This is a genomic window from Stenotrophomonas sp. STEN018, from assembly GCF_056760235.1.
In genome coordinates, this window is sequence record NZ_JBRREK010000005.1 from 72,447 (window position 1) to 95,171 (window position 22,725).

Here is a 22,725-nt window from a genome sequence, read left to right on the forward strand (position 1 = left end):
CGATGGCATCTGAAGCCACACAACTGGCCGCGCAGGACGCGGTGACTGAGGAAATCGATCTGCTCGATCAGATTGTAGAGAAGAGCAAGGTCGCCAAGTCGCGCACCGAGCACGAGCGTGCCAAGGACATCATCTCTGCACTTGCGCAGGAGGTGATGGATGGCACGGTTGTGGTGTCTGACAACCTCAACCTGACCCTGGATGCGCGCATCGCCGAGATTGACCGGATCATTTCCGAGCAGCTCAGCGCGGTGATGCACGCTCAGGAGTTCCAGGCGTTGGAAGGTAGCTGGCGCGGCTTGCACTACCTGTGCTCGCAGACCTCCACCGGCCCGAACATGAAGATCAAGGTCTTCAATTCGCCGAAGAAGGATCTGGTCAAGGATTTCAAGTCGGCCATTGATTTCGACCAGAGCGCACTGTTCAAGAAGGTCTACGAAGAAGAGTTCGGTACCTTCGGTGGCGCACCGTTCGGCGCACTGATCGGTGACTACTACCTGGGCCGCCAGCCGGAAGACATGTACTTCATCGAACAGATGTCGCACGTGGCTGCCGCTGCGCATGCGCCATTCCTGTCGGCTGCCAGCGAAGGCATGTTCGGCCTGGAAACGTTCACCGATATGGGCAAGCCGCGTGACTTGGCCAAGGTGTTCGACACGGTGGAGTACGCCAAATGGAAGTCGTTCCGCGAAAGCGAGGACAGCCGCTACGTCGGCTTGACGCTGCCGCGCTTCCTTGGTCGCCTGCCGTACAACCCAAAGGATGGCACTACGGTTGAAGGCTTCAACTTTGTTGAAGAAATTGAAGCCGCAGATCACAGCAAGTTCCTGTGGTGCAACACCGCCTATGCGGCCGGTGCGCGCCTGACCCAGGCATTTGAGAGCTATGGTTGGTGCGCGGCGATCCGCGGTGTAGAAGGCGGCGGCCTGGTCGAAGACCTGCCGACCCATACCTTCCGTACCGACGACGGCGAAGTGGCGCTGAAGTGCCCGACCGAAGTGGCCATCACCGACCGTCGTGAAAAAGAACTCAGTGACCTCGGCTTCATGCCGCTGGTGCACTGCAAGAACACCGACTACGCCGCCTTCTTTGGCGCGCAGTCGGCACAGAAGCCGAAGAAGTACAACACCGACTCGGCCAATGCCAACGCAATTCTGTCTGCGCAGCTGCAGTACATTTTTGCGGTTTCGCGTATCGCTCACTACTTGAAGGCGATGATGCGCGAGAAGATCGGCAGCTTCGCATCAGCGGGCAACGTCGAAGAATTCCTGAACCGGTGGATCGCCCAGTACGTATTGTTGGACGACAACGCCAGCCAGGAAGCCAAGGCGCAGTTCCCGCTGCGTGAAGCATCTGTGCAGGTTTCGGAAGTTCCGGGGAAACCCGGTGTCTACCGCGCGGTGGCCTTTATCAGGCCGCATTTCCAGCTCGATGAGCTGTCTGTTTCGTTGCGACTTGTTGCTGAACTGCCGGCGTCAGCAAAGAAATCGTAACGTTTGGCTGTTGCTGTAGCGTCAGGTAGGGACCTCGGTCCCTGCCTCGCAGTGGCGCACATTTCTAGAGGGCAAAGCCCCCCTCAACCGCTGAGCCCCCGCTCGGCAAACAATCTCACGGAAGAACGGAATTTAGGAGACCAGATATGCAACATGCTTTTCTTTCTATTGACACCATCAAGGGTGAGTCGCACGACGACAAGCACAAGGATTGGATTGAAATCCAGTCTTTCTCGCAGGATCTGCTGCAGCCTCGCTCGGCCACTGCCTCCACCTCTGGTGGTACTACGGCAGCCCGCGTGAATCTGTCGCCGATCGAAATCATCAAGTCGATCGACCTCGCTTCCACGGCCCTTAACCAGGCCGCCGCAAACGGCACCACCTTCCCGAAGGCACGCGTTGAGTTCATGCGCGCTGACAAGGACGGCAACGCGATCAATTACTACCTGGTCGAGCTGCTGAACGTGCTGGTACACCGCGTCACCACCACGGTCGACAAGGAAGGTATGCCGCAGGAAGTGGTTCAGTTGAGCTTTGGTGCGATCAAGTGGACTTACCAGCAGCAGAAGCCGGAAGGCGGAGTTGGTGGCAAGACCGTGGCACAGTGGAGCGCAACAAAGAACATCCCGAACTACACCGTTTGATGATGTGTTCTGCGATGGCGCGTTAAGCGCCATCGCAGTCTCAATCCCGGCAAGGCCAGGACAGGCCCTGCAATTGCATCGCTGCCTTGACGCACGGATGCCTAGCTACCGGAAACAACGATGAAGGGACTCGAACCCAGCCTGCTGGAAAAACTGTTTGACGATAACCCGCGCAGTGCGGGTGCCGGCTCGATGTTCAAGTCGATATCGCTGGAGCAGTACAAAGATTCCATCGCACGCGACCTGGAGGGGCTGCTTAATTCGCGCGCCGCATTCCAGGAGAGCGATATGGCGGAGTTCCCGAATTGCCGCCAATCCGTGCTGACCTACGGGCTCGGCGATTTCTCGGCGATGAGCTTGGCCAATGCCTATGACCGGGCCGCCATCTGCCGCTCGCTGGAGGAGGCCGTTGGCCGCCATGAGCGCCGCTTGAAGAATGTCAGTGTGCAGCTCGACGCGGGCAACCAGTTCGCTGGCGGGCTGCATTTCACCATTCATGCGCTGCTGGATCTTGAGCCCGCACGTGAGCCGGTGAGTTTCGACGCAATGCTGCAGCCCTCTACGCTGCAGTACCAGGTCACCCGCGCCCGGCGCACGCAGCAGGCGCTCTGATGCAGGATCTGCTGCCCTTCTACGAACGTGAACTTGCCTACCTGCGCCGCTACGGACGCGAGTTTGCCGAGCGCTACCCCAAAATTGCCGGGCGCCTGCAGCTATCTGCCGATGGCAGCCAGGACCCGCATGTCGAACGCCTGATCGAGGCCTTCGCGCTGCTGACCGCGCGCGTGTCCAAGCGTATCGATGACGACTATCCCGAGTTCACCGATGCGCTGTTGGATGTGCTGTACCCGCACTATCTGCGGCCATTTCCGTCGTGCTCCATCGCCTATTTCGATATGGACGGCGTTGCCTCCAAGCTGAGTGCGCCGGTGCGGATTCCACGCGGCACATCGTTGCAAAGCCGCGCGGTTCGCGGCGTTCCCTGTGACTTTCGCACCAGTTATGACGTGGTGCTGGCACCGATCGGTATTTCCGGGGTGACCTATCGCGCGGTGGCTGACGCACCCATGGCAACGGCGTTGCCGGCCGGCAGTGGTGCGCAGATTTCATTGAGCTTCAAGTTGCTTTCCGATCAGCTCGGCTTCGGCCAGCTCGGTACCGACAAGCTGCGCCTGTTCCTCGATGGTGAGCCGTCGGTGCGCGCCGCCTTGCGTGATGCACTGCTGCTTGGAGTGAAGGCGGCCTATGTCGAATCCGATGGTGACGGCCGTTGGCGTCGACTGGATTCGGCGCCGATCACACCGGTAGGCTTTGCCGACAATGAGGCGCTGATTGATTTCCCGGCGCGCTCGCACCCCGCCTATCGTTTGTTGACCGAGCTGTTCGGCTATCCGGAAAAATTCGGCTTTGTTGATCTGGACCTGGCTGCGAGCAGTGCCGGTGCCAGTCGGCGTTTCACCTTGCACCTGATCCTGCAGGCCGGTCAGCAGGAGCGTGGCAATGCGATGGTGCTGGAAGATATCGGCCTGAACAACGTGCGGCTGGGTTGCACGCCTATCGTCAATCTATTCAAGATCAACGGCGAGCCGATCCGGGTAACCCATCGCACCGTGAATTACCCTGTGTTGGCCGATGCACGCCGTGCCTACGCCTTCGAAGTGCATTCCATCGATTCGGTGCATCGCATCCGCCAGACGCCGCAGGGGGAGGCGATCCACGAATTCCGGCCGTTCTACTCGCTGCACCACGGCGAGGACCCCGACCGCACCGGGCAATACTGGGTGGCACGCCACGATGAAAACATCGCGCGGGAGAGCCCGGGTTTCGAGATGGAGATCAGCTTCGTGGATCTCTCCTTCAACCCGGTGCTGCCGCAGACCGATACGGTCAGCTTGGAGCTGACCTGCAGTAACCGCGATCTTCCACATCAGCTCGCCCATGGTGTGGCTGGCGGTGATCTGAGCATCGAAGGTGGCAGTCCGGCCAAGGGCATCACCTTGCTGCGCAAGCCAACGCGCCCGCTGCGCTTCCGCCACGGCCGCAGTGCGCAATGGCGCTTGATCTCGCATCTGTCACTGAATCAGCTGTCGTTGAGTGGTAGCGGGCTGGCGGCGTTGAAGGAAATGCTGCGCCTATACGACCTGTCCGGCAGCAATGTTTCCGCGCGACAGGTGGACGGCATTCTTGCGCTGGAGCAGGTGCCGGCGACGACCTGGATGTCCGGGCGCCAATTCGCATCTGTCGTACGCGGCCTTGAGATCCGCTTGACCATCAACGAGGCCCATTTCGTCGGCACCGGCGTAGCTGCATTCGCGCAGGTGATGGATCACTTCTTTGCACTGTATGTGCATGCCAACAGTTTTACCCGACTGGTGCTGATCTCCGGCGACAGCGGGGAGGAGATCGTCCGATGCGAAGCGCGCAGCGGCGAATCGATCCTGGCATAGCCCAGCAGCTGCTGGCCGAGCCGCACCGCTTCGAGTTCTTCCAGGCGGTGCGGCTGCTTGAGCAGGTGTTTGAGCGGCAAGGCGTGAAGTCGGGCCAAGCCATTCCGATGCGGGTCCGCTTCCGCAACAACCTGTCGCTGGGCTTCCCGGCAACCGAGTTGTCCGCCGACGGCGAGGTGTACTCGCTGGCTGGTGACCGCCTGCAGGAACCCGACGACATCGAGCAGGCACTGGCCGGCGAGACTCTGGGCGAAGTTCACCTGACGCCGCAATTCATGGGTTTGCTGGGTACGGCGGGTGCGTTGCCGCTGCACTACACCGAAACCCTGCAGATCCGCGAGCTGTACGAGCGCGATCGAACCGCACGTGCCTTCCTCGATATTTTCTCAACCCGCGCCGTAGCGCTGCACTATGCGGCGTGGAAGAAGCACCGGCTGGCGTTGCAGTACGAGCTGGACCGGCGCGAGCGCTTCTTGCCCTTGGTGCTGTCGTTGCTCGGCATGGGCATGCATGAGCTGCGCGATCGCCTGCACGACGGCGAGGGCGACATCTTCGATCAGGCAGTGGCGTACTACGCTGGCGCCATCCGGCAGCGGCCGGTATCGGCCGCGCTGATGCAACGTGTGCTTTCCGACTACTTCAAGGTGCCGCTTGAGGTGGAGCAGTTTGTCGGCGCGTGGTACCGCGTACCGGCAGGGCAGGCGACACGCTTGGGCCAGGCTAATGCCGTGCTCGGTGCAAGTGCATTGGCCGGCGACCGCGTCTGGCAGCGCGACCTGCGCCTGCGGCTGCGTTTTGGTCCGCTTTCAAAGGAGGAATTTGACGATTTCCTGCCCGGCGGCTCCGCAGCCTTGGCCTTGGCCAAGTGGCTGTCACTGCTCACCGGCGGAACGCTTGAATACGAGGTGCGGCTGGTACTGCGCGCCGAAGACGTCCAAGGCAGCGCACTGGGAAATGGAGCGCGCCTGGGCTGGGACAGTTATATGTGCACACGTGAGCAATCCGGCGCGCGCGATGACACCACCTATGGCATCCATACATTGCAATAACGAGGCGCCGGTAGCGATGACGCTAGCGGTAATTGAACGGTTTCAGCAGGGAGTGCGTGGTTCCGAATGAGCATCAACCTCAAAACACTTATCAGCAAGTTGGACGACACCTGCCGTCAGGCGACCCAGCGCGCAGCCAATCTGTGCATGGCGCGTGGCAATTACGAGGTGGATCTGGAGCATCTGTTCCTGGCCCTGTTGGAGCAGCCCAAGAGCGACTTCGTGTTGATCGCTCAGCGTAGCGGCATTTCACCGGAATCGCTTGAGCGTGATCTCAGCGATGAAATAAGCCAGTTCAAGACCGGCAACACACGCACGCCGGTGTTCTCCCAGCATCTGCCGGCCTTGTTCGAGCACGCATGGCTGATCGCCTCGTTGGATTCGGAAACCACCCGCATCCGCAGTGGCCACCTGCTGCTGGCGCTGCTGACCGAGCCTGACCTTGCGCAGCTGGCGTACCGCGGCTCCAAATTGTTCGTGCGCTTCAAGCGTGAAGAGCTGAAGCACGATTTTGCCAAGCTGACCGAAGGCTCGCAGGAAGCGCAGACCGTTCGCTTCGCCGATGCTTCGGCAACGGGCGAAGGCGCTGGCGAAGATGCGGATGCTGTAACCGGCGAGGCCAAGGGCGGTCTGTCCAAGACCCCGGCGTTGGACCAGTTCACCACCAACCTTACCCAGCGTGCGCGTGACGGCAAGATCGACCCGGTGATCGGCCGTGATGCCGAGATCCGTCAAGTCATCGACATCCTGATGCGTCGCCGCCAGAACAACCCCATCCTCACCGGTGAGGCCGGCGTCGGTAAAACCGCTGTCGTAGAAGGCCTGGCCCGTCGCATTGCCGAGAAGGATGTGCCCGACGTGCTGCAAGGCGTTGAGTTGCACACCTTGGACATGGGCTTGTTGCAGGCCGGTGCCAGCGTCAAGGGCGAGTTCGAGAACCGCCTGAAGAACGTGATCGACGAGGTCAAGAAGAGCCCGCATCCGATCATCCTGTTCATCGACGAGGCCCACACCATGATTGGTGCTGGCGGCGCTGCCGGCCAGAACGATGCCGCAAACCTGCTCAAGCCGGCTTTGGCGCGCGGTGAGTTGCGTACCATCGCAGCCACCACCTGGAGCGAGTACAAAAAGCACTTTGAAAAGGATGCCGCATTGGCGCGCCGCTTCCAGGTAGTGAAGGTGGAAGAACCCAGCGAAGTGCTGGCTGCAGCGATGTTGCGCGGCATGGTCAGTCTGATGGAGGCGCACTTTGGCATCCGCGTGCTGGATGAAGCGGTGACCGAAGCCGTGCGCCTGTCGCATCGTTATATCAGCGGCCGCCAGCTGCCGGACAAGGCCGTCAGCGTGCTTGATACCGCCTGTGCCAAGGTCGCGCTTGGGCAGAGCGCTACGCCGGCGATCATCGAAGACACCCGCAAGCATCTGGATCGGCTCGTGGCCGAGCTGGCCGCGTTGCAGCGCGAGACTGCCGGCGGCAGCACCTTGCATGAGGAGCGTCTTGCCGAACTGAAGGCGCAGCAGATTGAAGCGCAGGCGGTGCTTGCCAGCAATGAGCAGCGTTTGAGTGTCGAGCGCGAATTGGCCGGGCGGGTTGCAGCGCTGCGCCAGCAGCTTGAACAAGGCCCGGCGGGCGAGGGCGATGCAGAGGCCTCGGCGGACGATCAGGCCGACGTCGCTGTCGCAAAAACAACTGGCAAGCGCAGCAAGTCAACGCGTGAGCTCTCGCCACAACATGCAGAACTGGCAAAGCTGCAGGCCGAGTTGCGCGAACTGCAAGGCGAAACTCCGATGGTCCCGCTGCAGGTGGATGGCACCGTGGTTGCCGAGATTGTTTCGGCATGGACCGGCGTGCCACTGGGCCGCATGGTCAAGGATGAAATCCGCACCATCCGCTCGCTTGGCACCTTGCTGGAGGAGCGGGTCATCGGCCAGGACCATGCACTCGACGCCATCGCTCAGCGCGTGCGTACTGCCACCGCAAAATTGGAAGACCCCAACAAGCCGCGAGGCGTGTTCATGTTTGTCGGGCCATCGGGTGTGGGCAAGACCGAAACCGCACTGGCCTTGGCCGACATCCTCTATGGCGGTGAGCGCAAGCTGATCACCATCAATATGAGCGAGTATCAGGAGGCGCACAGCGTGTCTGGCCTGAAGGGCTCGCCGCCGGGCTATGTGGGCTACGGCGAAGGCGGCGTGCTGACCGAAGCCGTGCGCCGCAACCCGTACAGCGTGGTGTTGCTGGACGAAGTGGAGAAGGCCCATCCGGACGTATTGGAAATGTTCTTCCAGGTATTCGACAAGGGCATGATGGATGACGCAGAAGGCCGCGAGATCGACTTCCGCAATACCCTGATCATCCTCACCTCCAACATCGGTTCCTCGCAGATCATGCAGTCCTGCCTGAACAAGCCGGCCGAAGAAATCCCTGGCGCCGAAGCGCTTGCCGAAGCGCTGCGGCCGATCCTGATGCGCACGTTCAAGCCGGCCTTCCTCGGTCGCTTGAAGGTGGTGCCGTATTACCCGATCAGCGACGACGTGCTGGTGCGCATTATCAGCCTCAAGCTCGGCCGCATCCGTGACCGCGTCAGTGCCAACCACAAGGCCAGCTTCAGTTGGGACGAGAGTCTGGTTGAGGCCGTGCTGGCCCGTTGCACCGAAGTCGATTCGGGCGCGCGCAATGTGGACCACATCCTCAACGGCACCTTGCTGCCGGAGATCGCAGAGAGCGTGCTCACGGCCATGGCCGAAGGTACCCGCATCAACAGCATCAAAGTCAGCGCCGGCAAGAAGGGCGACTTCAAATACAAAGTTTCTTGATAACGGACGAAGGAGAACAACATGGAATTTTTCGGATTTGACCGCAAAGCAGCACTGAGCCACTGCGACAGCCTTGAGCTGGGCTTGGGGCGTGACCTCGACCGCGTGCGCGCATGGAACCGCCTGCGCCCTGAACACATTGTCGAACTGCTGGAGAGCGCGGTGCCTGCCGCACGCCAGGACGCGCGTAACGTCGCTGGCCAGATCAGCCGTGGCTCCTGGCGCATCCATATGGACAGCTCGCCGGTGGGCAAACCACAGCTGGTGAGCAACATGCGTGAAGTTCTGATTTCCGCAGGCGGACGTGATTACCGCCTGCAGATCAGCGAAGGCGTGCGTCTGCGTCTCGAAGAGATCGTGCAGAGCGCTTGATGCACAGGTAACAACGTCATTCCGGTGCCGGCGGGCACCGGGAATGGTGGCAACAAAGGTATGTACCCACCCGTTTTCAGTCCGGGGCGTAGTGCGCACTGCGTTCCATGAAGGCAGATCAACACCATGGATTTGGTAAATAACGTATTGGCAGCCCTGGCTGGGCCCGCACAGAGACAGCGCTTCCTGCGGCTGCACACCGCGCTGGGCAGCGAGGTGTTGATTGCGGAAACCCTGGATGGCGTCGAGCAGATCGACGGCATCGGCTTTCAATGGACGATCACCGCGCTATCTGTTGATGCCGGTCTGCAACTGCAACCGCTGATTGGCAAGCCGGCATTGCTCCAGCTTCAGCAGGCTGATGGTAGCCATCGCCCACTGCACGGCCGTATCACCGCCGCCGAGCGGATCGGCAGCAATGGCGGGCTTGCGCGCTATCGCCTGCGCCTGCAGCCATGGTTGGCGTTTCTGTCACAGCGCGTGGACAGCTATGTTTTCCACGACAAAACCGTGGTCGAGATCATCGAGGACATCTTCGCCGACTACGGTGCACTGGCGCCCGAGTGGCGCTGGGTACTCACCGATGCCAGTCAATATGCCAAGCGCAGCCTGACTACCCAGTACCAAGAGAGCGATTTGGCATTTATACAACGGCTGCTCGCCGAAGAAGGCATCTTCTACTGGTTCGAGCATGAAGGCGACGCCGATGCATCCGCCTTTGGCAAGCACACGTTGGTGTTCGCCGACCACAGCCACGATGTCACTGATCTTGGTAATGTGCGTTTCCATCGCAGTGATGAGAGCGAGCGCAGCGATACCATCCAGCGTTGGCAGGAAGGGCGAAGCTGGTGCACTCCTAAAGTGGAGCGCGCCACTTGGGACTACCGAAGCATGGAGCGTCGCCAAGCAAGTGCCCAAGCAGAGCAGGGCAGCGATCTTGGCATCGTTGATCAGGACACCAGCGGACCGTACGGCTGGCAGGACAATGCCCGCGGCCAACGTCGCGCGCAGCAGCACTTGGACGCGTTGCGGGTACGTTCCCACCTGATCGAAGGTGCAGGCCAATGGCGTGCACTCGCGCCGGGCGCAAAGCTCACGCTGTCGCAGCATCCGCAGGTGGCCGGTGATGCGGACTTCCTCTGTATCTCGGTGCGGCATCAGGCGCGTAACAATCTGGACGCCGACGTATTCGATGCCTTGGAACAAACGCTGGACCCGATCAACCAGCGTGCACTAGCGCTGCCAGCCGCCCTTGCCGGAATCAGCAATGGGGCAGAACGTAACGACATCGACACCGGTTTCTACGACAACCAGTTCGCGTTGATTCCGGCGGAGGTCAACTATCGTCCTCAGACCGAGAATGGCCACGGTGTGCATCTTCATCCACGTCCCAGCATTACCGGCACCTTGAGCGCGATCGTGGTCAGCGACGGCGAGCCCTTGCTGTCCGATCGCGACCACCGCATCAAAGTGCAGTTCCCGTGGCAACGAGGCGGCAATGCCAGCAACGGCTTGTCGCACCCCGCTGGCGACGACAACGCGCCCGCCGATGGCAATGCGTGGACGTGGGTACGCGTGATGACCCCGTGGGCCGGCGACAACTGGGGCGGTGTGGTATTGCCCAGACGCGGCCAGGAAGTACTGGTCGCATTTCTGGAGGGCGATATCGACCGGCCAGTGATAGTTGGCGCGCTCTACAACGGACGCGGCCAACAGGACGCACCGCACAACAAGTTGAACAACGGCGGCGCAAACGCTACAGGCAACGCTGCCGCATGGTTCGAAGGCAACGATCACGCCGCCGTGTATACCGGCTTCAAGAGCCAAGCAATGGCGGACAGTCAAAGCGGCACCGGTGGCTACCAGCAGCTGCGCTTTGACGACACGCCAGGACAAGGCCGCGCTCAGCTGTCCACAACGCAGCACGACACCACCTTGACCCTTGGGCACCTGAAAGGCGGCAGCGACAACGTACGCGAAGGCGAACGCGGCTTCGGCGTCGAGCTTTCAACCCAGGCACACGGCAGCCTACGCGCCGGGCGTGGCCTGTTGCTCACAACCGAGGAAGGCACACCGCAGATGGCAGCACCACAAGCCATCGCACAGTTGCAGCAAGGCCACGACCTGCTCAAAACTCTGGCCGACTCCGCCGTCGACCAGACAGCACAGCTACCCAAAGACCCAGCCGAACTACCCATCGATCAAACCCTGACCGAGCTGCAGGAACAGCTGAAAGCAACCCAGAGCGGCAGCAGCGCTGGCAGCATCAACGGCGGCGATGGCGAAGCACCCGGCTGGAGCGCGCCCGTACTGCTTGGCAGTGGCGTAGCCGGCGTGATGAGCCTGACTCCGGCCGACCAAGCGTGGGTCAGCGGTACCCATACATTGTTGAGCAGCGGCGTTGCACTGAACTGGATGACGCAGGGCTCGCTTAGCCTGGCAGTCGCGCAAGGTCTAGTGCTTTACACGGTCGGCAGCGAGGGCAGGAAAGACAGCCCGAATCAGGAGCGCGGCATCGCGCTGCATGCGGCACAGGGGAAGGTGAGTGCACGTGCGCATAAGAATCAGGCCACGATCGCAGCGAAAACCAATGTTCGGATCGCCAGCACCGAAGCCAGTGTCGAGATAGCGGCACCGAGCAAGCATCTGCTGGCTACAGCGGCGGGTGCCTATATTCGGATTGAGGGCGACAACATCGAGCTGGGCGCGCCTGGAAAGATCGAGTTTAAGGCTAGTCAGAGGGATTGGGTGGGGCCAGCTAGCGTGACGGGTAAAGCCACAATTCCAGAAAGTTCCCACAAGGCTTGCGAGTATCGCGTCCGTGCAGCGGAGGTTTCCGGAGCTGGCCTTGTTCCCCTCGGCGGCACCGTATGAAGTTGGATCACAGGCTATTCAATGAGCATCAATATGCGCTTATCAATCCACTACAGATTGATAGACGCATTGCGCGTTTGTGGCCTTGCGCTCCGATAGTGCCAGCAGAATTGCGATCGCAGCAGCACCTTTTTCCCTACCTGATTAATCTTAGAGACATGTCGCCCGATGAGCGATTGCATGCGTTGGACGAGACGGTTGGCTACGCTCAATGCCATGATAGAACGCCGTTCTCCGCACTAATCGTTAGTGAAGAGAACGATGTGCGATTGCGAGGCCACCTCTCACGAGCTATGGTCAGGCAAGTTGAGGGCGAAAAAATGCTCTTTCGTTATTACGACCCACGAGTTTGGACTTGTCTGCTGTGGATACTGCGCGACGCGCAACTGAGCTCCTTGTTGGGGCCTGTGGCTCGCTGGACCGCGCCGTTGGATAGAGGCGGAAACTGGACTCCGTACTTTAGTAAAGGTCTATCTCGAGAGGCATTGGCATTCGATGCTGCGCAACTTCGAGCTATTGCATCGCTGGCTTCGGTAAATCGTACTGCGGCACGTCTGAATGCTGATGTTGAACAGGCGGTGATCGAGGAAGATCTTTCTCATCGTATTTATAGAGAAATGGAGCTGGCGCGGGGTTTCGGTCTGACAGACTCGGGTGATCTAGAGGCCTTTGCCTATATTTCCATCTCCGAGTCGCCGGCCATTCACGAAGATTCGGCTTTTCAAGAAGCTATCGACATTGCGAAGAACAATCCCGGCGCGTATCGCAGCGTCGTGACAAATTTGGTTGGGCGCCTGCGTGTCCAGTCATTGAATATTTGCGAAAGTTAAGGAGCTAGATAGCATGGAAAGTAAGCCGACACAGTCGTGCGATCCCGCAAAAAAATGTGATGTTTGCGATCAGGTGGGTCTCCCGATACTACCCGTGCGTTATGCTGTTTGTCGTTCGGATGTGAAGGATAGTTGGCAAGGTCCCCGTCTGAGCGGTAATTTCGGCAAGGAGGTATCTGAGGTATCGCTGCCTGGCGGCGAGGCGCACTATACGCTCAGGCTCGCGCGCTATGGATATCTTTATGTGTTCAATGAGGTAAGAGGTGAGTGGAAGGGCTTTCAGATAACAAGTGACTCTTATCTCCTTGAGTTCGACCCTCATGGTGCTCCACCACCTCGTGAGGAGTTTGAGCCAAGTTGTGCCCGAATGGCGGACTCTCAGGTCGCGAGGTTTGTGACGATTCCAGATCCCAGTCGTGCGGGCAATGTATGGTTCGGGTTCACCGAGGCGCCTTGGCCGGCAGAGGTGCTGAAGCGCAATCGAAGTGCCGCCGAGCGTAGAAAGCACATGCGTTGCGTTAATGTACAGAACTGGCTCGGCGGAAAAGTGGTCGACCACGCGGGTAGTGCGCTTGATGCATCGGCACAGGTGAGTGAATTCAAGTTCGGTAAACAGCCTCGGCAAAGTAGTGGGGTCAATATCCCTTTCGCAGCTTCAAATGGTCCGCCGGCCGCCGTACCTGTAAAGCCTGTTCTGGTCGAAGGCGTTGTTTCTTCCGTTCTTGAAACGGTCACTATTTACGGAAATCCTGGGTTTGATTTCTCGTTCCTCCCATTTTGCAGGAGTAAACAGGACTTACCCGGGATGGAAGTCTGGCTGAAAAAGTCTGTTTCGATGGGCCGGCCGATGATGCTGGCGCTCAACGATCCGGCAGGTATAACCCAAGAATTATCGGCCCTGATGAGGAAGAAGGCTCGTGATTTCGAGGACGAAAATGATCGAGCCTGGAAGCAAACGAGTGCAGTTGCTATTCATGGCATGCGGCAGGCGATTGAAGACCATGCCGCCGCTGAAGAATTGAGTTCAGTCAGGTCGAGAGTATATACAGGCCGAGCCGCGATTGAGCTCTATGCCGCTGGTGTGACTAAGATTCCGGATAAATTAACGCCGGAGCAAGATAAGAATGCGCGCGATTCTGCATGGAAGAGATATCGAGACGACTATGACGATAAAGCGCTGACGGCATTTGAGTCGAGCCTAGAGAAGGAGATGCTCGACTATACTGTGGCGCACATAACGCCCTTGGCGTTGAGTTTCGTTAGATGGTACAAGCACGATCTCTTTCGGTCGTGGCTTGCCTGCAATCACCACGACGAAGTCTCTTACAGTTCGATGCGGCTGACGGAAATCGTCGAAAATTCGTTAGATGGAATTGTTGGGCATGAGGCTATTCAGGCTGCGGTCCTGCAGGATCTAGTTGGAAACTTCAACGATTTGAAGAATGCAACAATGCGCGCCCTGACTCTGAACGACAGCCTTGCTGCTGAGGCAATTCAGCTGCAATCAAAATCGCTAATGGATAATCCCGGAGCTTGGTCCAACCTTCTCAAAAGTTATGGCCATGTTTTGGCAAGGGGACGAGAGAAACCTGAGGAGCTTCGAAGAGGATTAGGTCTCGTCGCAAGCCTGGTGTACAAAATCTCCGGTGGGATCGTGACTTGTCTTTCTAAGGTGGGGTCCAATCTTAGGCGAGGCGCTGTCAACGTTGCCATTACGGCGGCAGCGCGTAACAACATGCTAGGCGTACTGGGAGTCCTCTCTGGAAAGAGAATCGAGCGCATTGGAGTTCAGGCTTCCGAGAGGGAAATGGTACATTTTCTAACCGAAGCGTTGAGTCAAGGTCAGCCTGGCATAGACAAACAGCAGCTGCGTGCACGAATTGATCAGCATCTGCGACAGGAACTAAGTGAAAGAAGTGGCGCACGAACGGCTACCGGTGAACGGAACGCCCGAGGGCGTAAGGTTTTTCAGTGGGCGGTGTTTTGGGATCAGCGCGCCATCAGTGCTGCGAGAGGGGGCAGTCCAGGCGCGCTTGGGAGCCTTTTAATGACGGAAGACCAAGTAAGGTCTCTGGTTCAGAATCGGACATCGCAGCATTTGGGACCGCGGGTAAGCTTGGACGTGCGTCTCGGTGTGGTTGGTCTTGTACTAGACGCTTGGAACACTTGCGACGCCTATGGGAAGCTGGATGTCAAGTCTGAAGGCCCGGAGCTTCGCAGGGGGCTCTCAATGGCCTCGGCCTTGATGGGATTTGTCGCGACAAGTGTGGAGCTTGCTGGACTTGGCTTGGAGAAGACGCAGTGGGGTAGAACCGCGTTGCAGAACGAGATTAGGTTCGGTGCTGCACGTGCAGCCACTCGCGCAGGAGCAATTGGTTTCTATGCACGCGCATTTGGAGTGGTAGGGGGTATCCTGGGTGCTGTCGTCGACGGATGGAAGGCAATGGATGCAATAAGAAAAGGTGATATCCCAATGGCTGTTTTCTACGGTGTCACTGCGGTCTCCGGAGTACTGGTGAGTATTTTGATGCTGGCTGGCGTTATCACCGTCGGGGTGGGCTTTGTAGTGCTGCTCGTTCTCGGGCTTCTCAGTATGCTGGGAGAATGGTTGATAAATTTAATTCGCGACGACAAGATTGAGATATGGATAGACAGAACTCCATTTGGCGCTCACAAGCATGGCAATTTCGGATCCGTAGAAGATCAGGAGATTGCTTACAACGCGTTAATGCCGGCAGAGGCCTAAAGTATGAGTCAGTTTGCGGGCTGGCTAGCCCAGCGTTACAAGGTAGGGCGTCCTCTGTCAGATTACGAGGTTGCCGCTGGGTTTGATAACCTTCGCTCATTCAGTGTATCTAAACCCATAGATCAGGGCTTGATCGCGATAAATTCGACGTACATTGAATATGTGGATCGTCATTTCGACTATCGCGGCTGGGCGTCGATGTGGGGAGCGCTGATGATTGTGTTGGTATTTGCGTTCGCCGCCGGAATGATATGGACGCTTTGGCAGGTGCAGATTGGGGGCGAGCGGGTAATTGCACAGGGTGAGTACTATGCCGTTGGTTTCTTGGTCTTACTTTGCCTCTTAGTCGCAGGTCTCGCATACTGGATGCTATTGGGGCGGGATATTTTTAGGTATCAATACTACCCAATTAGATTCAATCGAGAGACACGGATGGTGCACGTCTTTGTAGGCGGTAACCGTCGTGCCATATCTGTCCCCTGGGAGGATGTGTACTTTTACATCGGACGGGACAAGCCTGCTGGGCCAGATGAAGGTCATACCTATGACTTGCGCGGGAATATAATGCGTGATGGCACTGTGGTTCATACGTTTGCTGTGGGTTCGGACAGCGGAAGTAGTCTGGGGGTATCTTTGGCTAGTTGGGAGATGATCAAGCGCTTCATGGAGTCAGGGCCTGATGCTTTGCCGTTCCCGCCTATGCAGCTATTCACGTCAGTAGTACCTAGTTTTCGCAACTCTTTCATCATTCACGTCTCTTCTTCTGGTTCGGGAATGATCTTGCTGGGTCTGCCGTTGACTTTCCCTTGGGCAGTGTCGCGCTATCTAACGATGATGCTCTGCCGTAAGCCGATTTGGCCTGCGTCTGTGCTTGCGGATTGCCAACCTCACGGCGGTCAGCTCGGGGGGCTCAAGGCGCCGGCAGTCTTTGGGCGAGTGAGGCAAGGTTCCAAGGCAGAGGCGATGATGGCCTATTGGAAGGAATCGGTACGGGAGGCAAAAGCCTTGGACGCAGATTTGAAAGCAAAGATCTATGGAAGAGCGGCTTTTTGATGCGAGAGCTTGGTTCTTGCTATGCCTTGTTGGCTTGCGTTGGTGCCATCAGTTTTGTTTCAAAATACGTTGGTGCCGTCATGCTGCTATTTGGGAATTTGCAGTCTTTCTGCGCCCTTGCTTTTGAAAAAAATGCCGAAGAAGCTGCATAAATGAAAGGGGTCGACAGCGATTTACTGTCTGGGATGGTTGAGCTTCCCGCGAGGAGCGGGGGCTGGGGAAGGCTGTTGAATGCTCCTGACGAAGCACCGCGACTCAGACCCGCCTCTGTCAAGGCTATTCAATCCATAAACGATTCTTTCATGGTGTTTGCGTCCACCACTGGGGCGTCGAGTCGGGGGTTTGCATTCGTCTTAGGTTTGGTAGTCGGATGCGCGGGCATTAGCATGGTTCTTGCTGACGTCGTGCTCGGTGGAGTACTTTCCAGGGCAGATTTCTGGCCTCACCTCGCCGGCGCCTATGCAATGCTGCTTCTGATTGCAGGGGCGTTCATTGGGTGGTCGATTACATCCGTCAGGCGCACTCTGCCGCCTCCCATCGTGCTGAGCAGAAGGCTTAGAAAGTTCTATTGCTGGATTGGGCCCAAGGAGGGATGGGTTGCCCTTGAATACGACGCAGTGCAACCTGTGTCCATGGTTTCAAGGAGCTATAGCTTGGCGGGTGCTGCCACTGGGTACGTGCTTGCCGTAGTAGATATGGATGCCTCCAGTCGATCTATCCGATCATATGTACCTCTGGTTCAACCACATCGTGACTATCGAGCACCAGAGATGATATGGGAGTTCATTCGCAACTATATGGATGGCGATCCGGATTCTTTGCCGGCTGCAGACCCAATGCCGCCAACCGACGATCCACGAGCGAATTTCGCTTTGTTGGACCGGCGGCTTTTTGGTGACTTGGTAGATGATCGTCATCAGGTCAAACCCGGTGTATTCCCGATGGCCTATGTCCATGTGGTTGGTGCGCTCATGTATTGGTTCGAGCGCGCTGGGCTCTGGATATCTCGGATTGCTCCCAGGCCCGATTGGCCCCTGGATATTCGCTCCGAAATGTCAGGCCCCATTTTGGCGAGCTCGTTCCGTGTGAGGGAACTTACAGATGCGGAACGGCTTGCGTACGCTGGCAAGCTGGGATATTTGAACCGTCGTTGGTTTGTGCTCGGTGCGATTTGCACGGCGATCGTATTCATGATGCTTGGAGTGGTTGCTATACCTCCTTGGTTTTCCGAGTTGAATCGGTGATGGGGATCGTCCGCAGGTCTTTCAATGACTCTTCATTCTCCAGCTTCGCGTTTATCGTGGTTTCTAGCATTGAATTGATCTTTTGATATCGCTTGATGGGCGAATTGGCATGGAGGCTGGACGTGGACTATGCTGGACTTGACGTACGGAACCTTCGTTTTCCTGTAAATCGCCCGCTTAGTGATAGCGAGCGGAAGCGGCGACTTAATAAGGGTGTAAAGGCTAGCGAAGACCCATGTAGCATAATGTCGGTTATACGTTCCAACTCGACATTCGTGGAGCTGGTTGATCGTTGGTATCCAGGGAAAGGATTCAATGTTTTTCTTGGGCTGATTGGAGGTTTTGCTTACCTGCCACTTGGCGTATTGTTGTTTCACGTTATGGTTATGGGGCCGCCTTTCAGGGCGGATGAACGTTGGATTCCATGGGCCTTCTGGTTATTCATCGTTCCAGTATCCCTGTTCATAGTTGGTGGGATTTTCTGGCTGGTACGAAGCGAATGCTTCCGTTGGACGCACTATCCAATTCGTTTAAACCGGAAATCCCGAAATGTTTACGTGTTTCGACAGAACGGAACGGTGCTTTGCGCTGATTGGGATAAATTGTTCTTTTTTATCGGCGAGTCGACTACTCCGCCGGTAGGCAAAACAAACGACTTGCGCATGCATCTCTTGTCTGATGACGGGAAGGTCGTCCTGGAGACATACACCTTGGGCTACGCGTATATGTCGGATGAGAACGATCTGATGCGGCTTTGGGAGTTCATCCGACAGTACATGGAGTATGAGAACGGGCCGGAGCTTGCGGCCGCGGAGGTGCCTATCTTCCTGCCGATCCATGATCGCAGGGAAGGGTTTCTATTCGGGGTTTTTCGAGCCTTCGCAAGCTTCATGCGGTTTCCCATTTTGCACTTGATTTTCTCGCTTCCTTTTGGGTTCATAGCGCTATGCCGCTGGCTCGCGATGTCGACGTCTCGCATCCCGGTGTGGCCGGCGGAAGTGCAGGCCGCAAATGAGATACGCGCGGAAGACCCTTTCCAGCGCGACTGGAGAGACAACATCAAGCTTGGATTCGTGGAGTTGATCTGGCCGCTGATTTGTACGGCAATTGGAGTTGTATCTGGCGTTTGGATCGTCTGGAGTATCTTGGAGGCGACCAGTTGATCCGGTGCTGCACTCGTCCACCGATGCTGGCGGAAGTTGGCAGGCAGCCCATGTGCCGATGGCCAAAGGTTTAGCCTCGGGATCACGTGACGTTGCCAAGACGTCCTGGTCTGCGCAAGGGCAGATTCACAGATGGGTGTGTCGTCACGCATGCAAGACAAAAAGCCCGTACTGACGGGCTTGTTGGAATGCAATGAAAATGGCAGGGCAGGGGTCTTCTCTGCGCCTGCCTTAGCGTCGATCAAGAACTAGCTTGAACGTTGGCGACTTCCGGCCGATTCTCAGACGCGCAAAAAGCCCGCAAGGGCTCGTCGCGCGCACCATCACATCGCCGGGCAAGCCGGATCTTTTCCACGTACACCCGCGCAGATCTTCGCGCGGCACTCCAGGCCCTTGGTCGTATTCGCACCAGGACACGCACGCAGCTGTGTTTGGATAGTGGATTCGGTTGAAGCGGTCTTCCGCGTCGCCACCTGTTCGAACGCGAGGCGCTCGTCGTCGGCGCGCTTCTTGTCGTCGGCTTCAATTTTTGCGATCAGATCATCCATGGTCTGAGGCTGCGGTGCCGCAGCGCTTTTCTTTTTCTTGCTTTCTTCTTCCTTGATGATGCCCAGTAGCGTGCCCAGCAGGTTCTCGTCGGGGGTCCTGCTGCCGGCAACAGGGCGTGCAGCTGCCGGTGTGCGCTGCGCACGCGCATCTCTTGCTACCGGTGCTGGCGATGCATTCGTTGCAGCGGCTTCTGGCGGCAGCGTGGCCGTGTTGCGGCTCTTTGCGTCAGCGGTTTCCGGCGCATCAACAATCATCGCCGCGCCATCGCTGGGTGCGGCTGACGGTGTGTCGGGGTGCCCGGTAGCTGCACTTACAGACGAATCTGGATTTGCAGCCGGGTCCAATGAGTACTCGGTGCTGTCATGCGATGGGCTGCTTGAGAGCCACCACAGCGTTGCCGTCGTGAACGCCAGCAACAGGGCGCAGCATGCGCCAACCCAAAGCCAGACGCGCCGACTGCGAGCTGGCCGGTCTTTGGTGGCGCGCGATGATGCGGCAACCTGTCGACCTTCCATGTCTGCGAGAATGCGGCCCGTGTTCGGTGCCGGGCCGTTGGTCTGCGCTCCCCCTGAGAGCAGACTCGGCCGATTTATTCCGCCATTATTCAAGTGCTTCCAGCCCTTGGTTTGAGTCGGCTAGTGCCGAAACGAATACGCGCATTTGTAGAGTAAGCCTCTCGATGCGTCAACCTGCATTGTCGTCATGGAGGACCGGTGACTGTAATTCTCGTTGTAGCTATTGCGCTGTTGCTGCTTGTTGCGCTGCTCTGTTGGGGCTTGTTGTTCCCGGAGTCGCTGGGGCCGGTGTTTATGCGTGTGCGCACGCGTTGGACCGCTGCGCGGCAAAGGGCAGGGCGTGCGGGCGATCGCGCCGGGCAAGGTGCTGCACGCATGCGTAGTGGGGTTCGTGAAGAAGTTGTTAGTGTGCGCAGTGCGCTGCGCCGTCACTGGCCTGTACTGGCGATAGCAATAGGGTTGTTGTCCATTCCTCCAGTGATAATTCTGATGTCACGACAGACGGTGGTGCTGTCTGATTTCAGCGGTGATGATCTTGCTGAATCGGGATCGATGGTTGCGCAGTTGCTGCGCGGAGAGCGGCTGACGCCGCCGCCTGCGCCGCCGCCGGAAGTGTTCACTACCGTCGAGATAAAGCGCCTGCGTCCAGAGATAGTTACAGCCGATCGCAAATGGAATCAGATTGATCCGGATCTGCAGCAACGCGTTCTGGCTATCTACGAAGTGATGCGACGCCAGTATGGTTACGAGATGGTGCTGATCGAAGGTTATCGAAGCCCCGAGCGGCAGGCGGAGTTGATGGCGGGCGGCAAGGCGACACGCGCCGGCGCTTGGCAAAGCTGCCACCAGTACGGACTGGGCGTGGATAGCGCGCCAATCCGTGACGGCCGTCTGCAATGGGACATGGAAGACCCCTGGACCCGGCGCGGTTACTTTCTGTACGGCGAGCTTGCTGAACAGGCAGGGTTGGATTGGGGTGGTAACTGGCGCAGCATCAAGGACTACGTGCACGTGGAGGCCACAGCGCAATGCAAGGCCGCACGTAACGCGAAGCGTGATGAACTGCGACGCCAAGGCTTATAAGCGCGCACAAGTGCTGGTATCGTAAGCCGGTGATGATCCGGGTCGCCGTTGGACAGGGGCGATGGAAAGACCGGGTCACGGCGAATCAAGGAGCATGATGCATGGCACGACCGTTTATCGTTGTCGGCGACAAATTGAGTCATGGCGGTAGCGTGGTGTCTGGCACCGGCCAGACCGACGTCAATGGCAAACCTGTATCCCGAATCGGGGACCGCGCTATCTGTGCGGTGCACGGGGCAACTTCAATCATCAGTGGTGACGCTACCGTCGTAATCGACGGGCAGCCTGTAGCACGGGACGGAGATCGCACTGCGTGTGGGGCCACATTGATGGCCACACAGAGCAGCACTGGATTGGGCTAAGCGCGACACGCGGTACAGGAGCAGGCATGGAGCACGGCGACTGATGACAGGATGGTTGAAGAACGCGGGGAGCGTAATGATGGTTTTCGTTGCCACCTGGGCGACGGCCATCATGTATTGGCGCAGCAGTGGCACTACCCCCAATGGCATGCAGATGCTGGGCTATCTCGGCGTACTGCCGGTTGGCTTGAGTGGTGCGGGGTACATGCTGCGTGGCGCGCTTTTCCGTGGCGTGGACAAAGTTGTGGAAGCAAGCGCGCGCGCCGATGAGGCGTCTCCGCAAGCGACGGTGGTCTCCACCGGCGCTGCTGTGCCATCGATAGCGATAACCGCAGGAAGCATTCATCTGGCCGCGGGTGCGGACGCAGGCGCAATGTTGGCGGCCGCCTCGGCGCTGCCGAGGCCGCAGTTGGACAATCGTTTCCGCGACGCCAACAATCTTCCAATCCGGGTCAGCGCCGTGGCTGATCTTGAAGAGTGGCTGGTTCTCTCCGAACGTGAAGGCAATATCGATACCGCCGTGCATGAACGGCGTGCGATGGCACTGTTGCAGCCCGTTCTGGAGCAGTTGCTGGACTCGGCCTGCCTGGTGATGCCGGCGATAGTTGGCGGCGAAGAGGTAGTGGTTGCGGGCTTGCGCCGTCGCGAAGAAGAACGGGTTGAGAATATTCTTACCGTTGAGCTCATCGTTTCACCGACGTGGTCCGATGGCTTGCGTCATTGGGCGCAGGCATGGTTGCAGGAGCAGGCGCTGCAGGCTGGGCTGGATGCGCGCCGGTTTGATGTGCGCATCAGCGTGTTCGAACGTTCCGGCGATGTCTGGGCGCATCTGCAGCGTGTTGTTGATGCCTTGAGCTCGGGCACACCGCGCTGGCATCTTCTGGTTTCCATCTACTCCTCGATTGACGCTGCGGTCATCAATGCATGGATGGCTCAGGGTTTGTTGGCGACCGCGCAGAATGCTGATGGCCAGGTGCCGGGCGAGGGCGCAGCCGGTGTGCTGCTGGCTAATGCCCGGCTCGCAGGTGAAGGTGCGGGGCGTTTGTGGCGGCCGCAATTCGAACGCTTGGATCCGGTCTACGGTAGCCGTCCAGCGGAAGTGCGCCGGCAGCTTGCAGTAGCCGCAAAGCAGTGGCTGAAGCCTTTGCTCGCCGATGCAGAGCGCGTGCAGTTTGTGCTGCATGACACCGATCAACGCCCTGAATCCATCGTTGATACTGCAGCGGTCACCGCTGCGATCAACCCGGATCTCGATTTCAGTTCACAAAGCCTTGCCCTGGCACTGTGTTCAGGTGAACTCGGTCCGGTCTTGCCGGTTGCGCAGTTGGCCTTGGCCTATGCGCAGTTGCAACGTCAGTCCGAGGCTGTGCTGCTGTTGGGCGTTGCTGACCCGCAGCAACGTTTGTTTGGCCTCGTAGAGCCGCTTCCTTCCCCGACGCTGGTGGCTGAAATGCCAACAGCCAACTAAACCCTGGATTCCTTGC

17 protein-coding genes are annotated in these 22,725 nt (G+C 58.3%); 16 read left to right on the forward strand and 1 reads right to left on the reverse strand.

Annotated elements, in window-relative coordinates:
• Positions 1 to 2 precede the first annotated feature (2 nt).
• The 13 genes from tssC (at position 3) to ACVOMB_RS03465 (ending at position 18,732) form a co-directional block, all read left to right on the forward strand.
• The gene (gene tssC / locus ACVOMB_RS03405; protein ID WP_481511280.1) at positions 3 to 1,493 is read left to right on the forward strand and encodes a type VI secretion system contractile sheath large subunit; all 1,491 of its coding nucleotides are present in this window, start codon (positions 3 to 5) and stop codon (positions 1,491 to 1,493) included.
• Between the two features lie 146 nt (positions 1,494 to 1,639).
• A complete protein-coding gene (locus ACVOMB_RS03410; RefSeq protein ID WP_057628616.1) occupies positions 1,640 to 2,137 on the forward strand; it encodes an Hcp family type VI secretion system effector in 498 nt (165 codons plus the stop codon).
• A gap of 120 nt (positions 2,138 to 2,257) precedes the next feature.
• Positions 2,258 to 2,749 (forward strand): type VI secretion system baseplate subunit TssE, encoded by a 492-nt coding sequence (gene tssE / locus ACVOMB_RS03415; RefSeq protein WP_481529881.1) that lies wholly within the window; start codon positions 2,258 to 2,260, stop codon positions 2,747 to 2,749.
• The gene (gene tssF / locus ACVOMB_RS03420; RefSeq protein WP_481529882.1) at positions 2,749 to 4,584 is read left to right on the forward strand and encodes a type VI secretion system baseplate subunit TssF; all 1,836 of its coding nucleotides are present in this window, start codon (positions 2,749 to 2,751) and stop codon (positions 4,582 to 4,584) included. The genes tssE and tssF overlap by 1 nt, the downstream gene beginning before the upstream one ends.
• Positions 4,548 to 5,633: a type VI secretion system baseplate subunit TssG gene (gene tssG, locus ACVOMB_RS03425; protein WP_481529883.1), complete on the forward strand. Its 1,086-nt coding sequence runs from the start codon at positions 4,548 to 4,550 to the stop codon at positions 5,631 to 5,633. Before tssF ends, tssG begins: the two co-directional genes overlap by 37 nt.
• A 66-nt stretch (positions 5,634 to 5,699) precedes the next feature.
• A complete protein-coding gene (tssH, locus tag ACVOMB_RS03430; protein WP_481529884.1) occupies positions 5,700 to 8,450 on the forward strand; it encodes a type VI secretion system ATPase TssH in 2,751 nt (916 codons plus the stop codon).
• Positions 8,451 to 8,471: 21 nt separating this feature from the next.
• Entirely contained in the window at positions 8,472 to 8,822 is a 351-nt protein-coding gene (locus ACVOMB_RS03435; RefSeq protein ID WP_481529885.1) for a hypothetical protein, read from the forward strand.
• A 126-nt stretch (positions 8,823 to 8,948) separates the two neighbouring features.
• Entirely contained in the window at positions 8,949 to 11,696 is a 2,748-nt protein-coding gene (locus ACVOMB_RS03440; protein WP_481529886.1) for a type VI secretion system Vgr family protein, read from the forward strand.
• Positions 11,693 to 12,526: a DUF4123 domain-containing protein gene (locus ACVOMB_RS03445; protein ID WP_481529887.1), complete on the forward strand. Its 834-nt coding sequence runs from the start codon at positions 11,693 to 11,695 to the stop codon at positions 12,524 to 12,526. Before ACVOMB_RS03440 ends, ACVOMB_RS03445 begins: the two co-directional genes overlap by 4 nt.
• 13 nt (positions 12,527 to 12,539) lie before the next feature.
• Positions 12,540 to 15,272 (forward strand): T6SS effector BTH_I2691 family protein, encoded by a 2,733-nt coding sequence (locus ACVOMB_RS03450; protein WP_481529888.1) that lies wholly within the window; start codon positions 12,540 to 12,542, stop codon positions 15,270 to 15,272.
• Between the two features lie 3 nt (positions 15,273 to 15,275).
• Entirely contained in the window at positions 15,276 to 16,325 is a 1,050-nt protein-coding gene (locus ACVOMB_RS03455) for a DUF6708 domain-containing protein (RefSeq protein ID WP_481529889.1), read from the forward strand.
• 770 nt (positions 16,326 to 17,095) lie between these two features.
• Positions 17,096 to 17,569 (forward strand): hypothetical protein, encoded by a 474-nt coding sequence (locus ACVOMB_RS03460; RefSeq protein ID WP_481529890.1) that lies wholly within the window; start codon positions 17,096 to 17,098, stop codon positions 17,567 to 17,569.
• Between the two features lie 245 nt (positions 17,570 to 17,814).
• Positions 17,815 to 18,732 carry a DUF6708 domain-containing protein gene (locus ACVOMB_RS03465; RefSeq protein ID WP_481529891.1) on the forward strand — a complete coding sequence of 306 codons (918 nt, stop codon included), beginning with the start codon at positions 17,815 to 17,817 and terminating at the stop codon, positions 18,730 to 18,732.
• Positions 18,733 to 19,055: 323 nt separating this feature from the next.
• Here ACVOMB_RS03465 and ACVOMB_RS03470 read toward each other — a convergent pair whose 3' ends face one another.
• Entirely contained in the window at positions 19,056 to 19,697 is a 642-nt protein-coding gene (locus tag ACVOMB_RS03470; RefSeq protein WP_481529892.1) for a hypothetical protein, read from the reverse strand.
• Positions 19,698 to 19,994: 297 nt separating this feature from the next.
• Between ACVOMB_RS03470 and ACVOMB_RS03475 the strand changes: the two genes are divergently transcribed.
• The 3 genes from ACVOMB_RS03475 (at position 19,995) to ACVOMB_RS03485 (ending at position 22,709) form a co-directional block, all read left to right on the forward strand.
• Complete coding sequence (locus tag ACVOMB_RS03475; protein WP_481529893.1) at positions 19,995 to 20,879, forward strand: M15 family metallopeptidase; 885 nt, start codon at positions 19,995 to 19,997, stop codon at positions 20,877 to 20,879.
• 101 nt (positions 20,880 to 20,980) lie between these two features.
• A complete protein-coding gene (locus tag ACVOMB_RS03480; protein ID WP_481514723.1) occupies positions 20,981 to 21,241 on the forward strand; it encodes a PAAR domain-containing protein in 261 nt (86 codons plus the stop codon).
• 79 nt (positions 21,242 to 21,320) lie between these two features.
• A complete protein-coding gene (locus tag ACVOMB_RS03485) occupies positions 21,321 to 22,709 on the forward strand; it encodes a hypothetical protein (RefSeq protein WP_481529894.1) in 1,389 nt (462 codons plus the stop codon).
• Positions 22,710 to 22,725 lie beyond the last annotated feature (16 nt).

Coding starts and splice junctions, on each gene's coding strand:
- tssC (WP_481511280.1), top strand. CDS start 3: ATGGCATCTGAAGCCACACAACTGGCCGCGCAGGACGCGGTGACTGAG.
- ACVOMB_RS03410 (WP_057628616.1), top strand. CDS start 1,640: ATGCAACATGCTTTTCTTTCTATTGACACCATCAAGGGTGAGTCGCAC.
- tssE (WP_481529881.1), top strand. CDS start 2,258: ATGAAGGGACTCGAACCCAGCCTGCTGGAAAAACTGTTTGACGATAAC.
- tssF (WP_481529882.1), top strand. CDS start 2,749: ATGCAGGATCTGCTGCCCTTCTACGAACGTGAACTTGCCTACCTGCGC.
- tssG (WP_481529883.1), top strand. CDS start 4,548: ATGCGAAGCGCGCAGCGGCGAATCGATCCTGGCATAGCCCAGCAGCTG.
- tssH (WP_481529884.1), top strand. CDS start 5,700: ATGAGCATCAACCTCAAAACACTTATCAGCAAGTTGGACGACACCTGC.
- ACVOMB_RS03435 (WP_481529885.1), top strand. CDS start 8,472: ATGGAATTTTTCGGATTTGACCGCAAAGCAGCACTGAGCCACTGCGAC.
- ACVOMB_RS03440 (WP_481529886.1), top strand. CDS start 8,949: ATGGATTTGGTAAATAACGTATTGGCAGCCCTGGCTGGGCCCGCACAG.
- ACVOMB_RS03445 (WP_481529887.1), top strand. CDS start 11,693: ATGAAGTTGGATCACAGGCTATTCAATGAGCATCAATATGCGCTTATC.
- ACVOMB_RS03450 (WP_481529888.1), top strand. CDS start 12,540: ATGGAAAGTAAGCCGACACAGTCGTGCGATCCCGCAAAAAAATGTGAT.
- ACVOMB_RS03455 (WP_481529889.1), top strand. CDS start 15,276: ATGAGTCAGTTTGCGGGCTGGCTAGCCCAGCGTTACAAGGTAGGGCGT.
- ACVOMB_RS03460 (WP_481529890.1), top strand. CDS start 17,096: ATGATATGGGAGTTCATTCGCAACTATATGGATGGCGATCCGGATTCT.
- ACVOMB_RS03465 (WP_481529891.1), top strand. CDS start 17,815: ATGTCGGTTATACGTTCCAACTCGACATTCGTGGAGCTGGTTGATCGT.
- ACVOMB_RS03480 (WP_481514723.1), top strand. CDS start 20,981: ATGGCACGACCGTTTATCGTTGTCGGCGACAAATTGAGTCATGGCGGT.
- ACVOMB_RS03485 (WP_481529894.1), top strand. CDS start 21,321: ATGGTTTTCGTTGCCACCTGGGCGACGGCCATCATGTATTGGCGCAGC.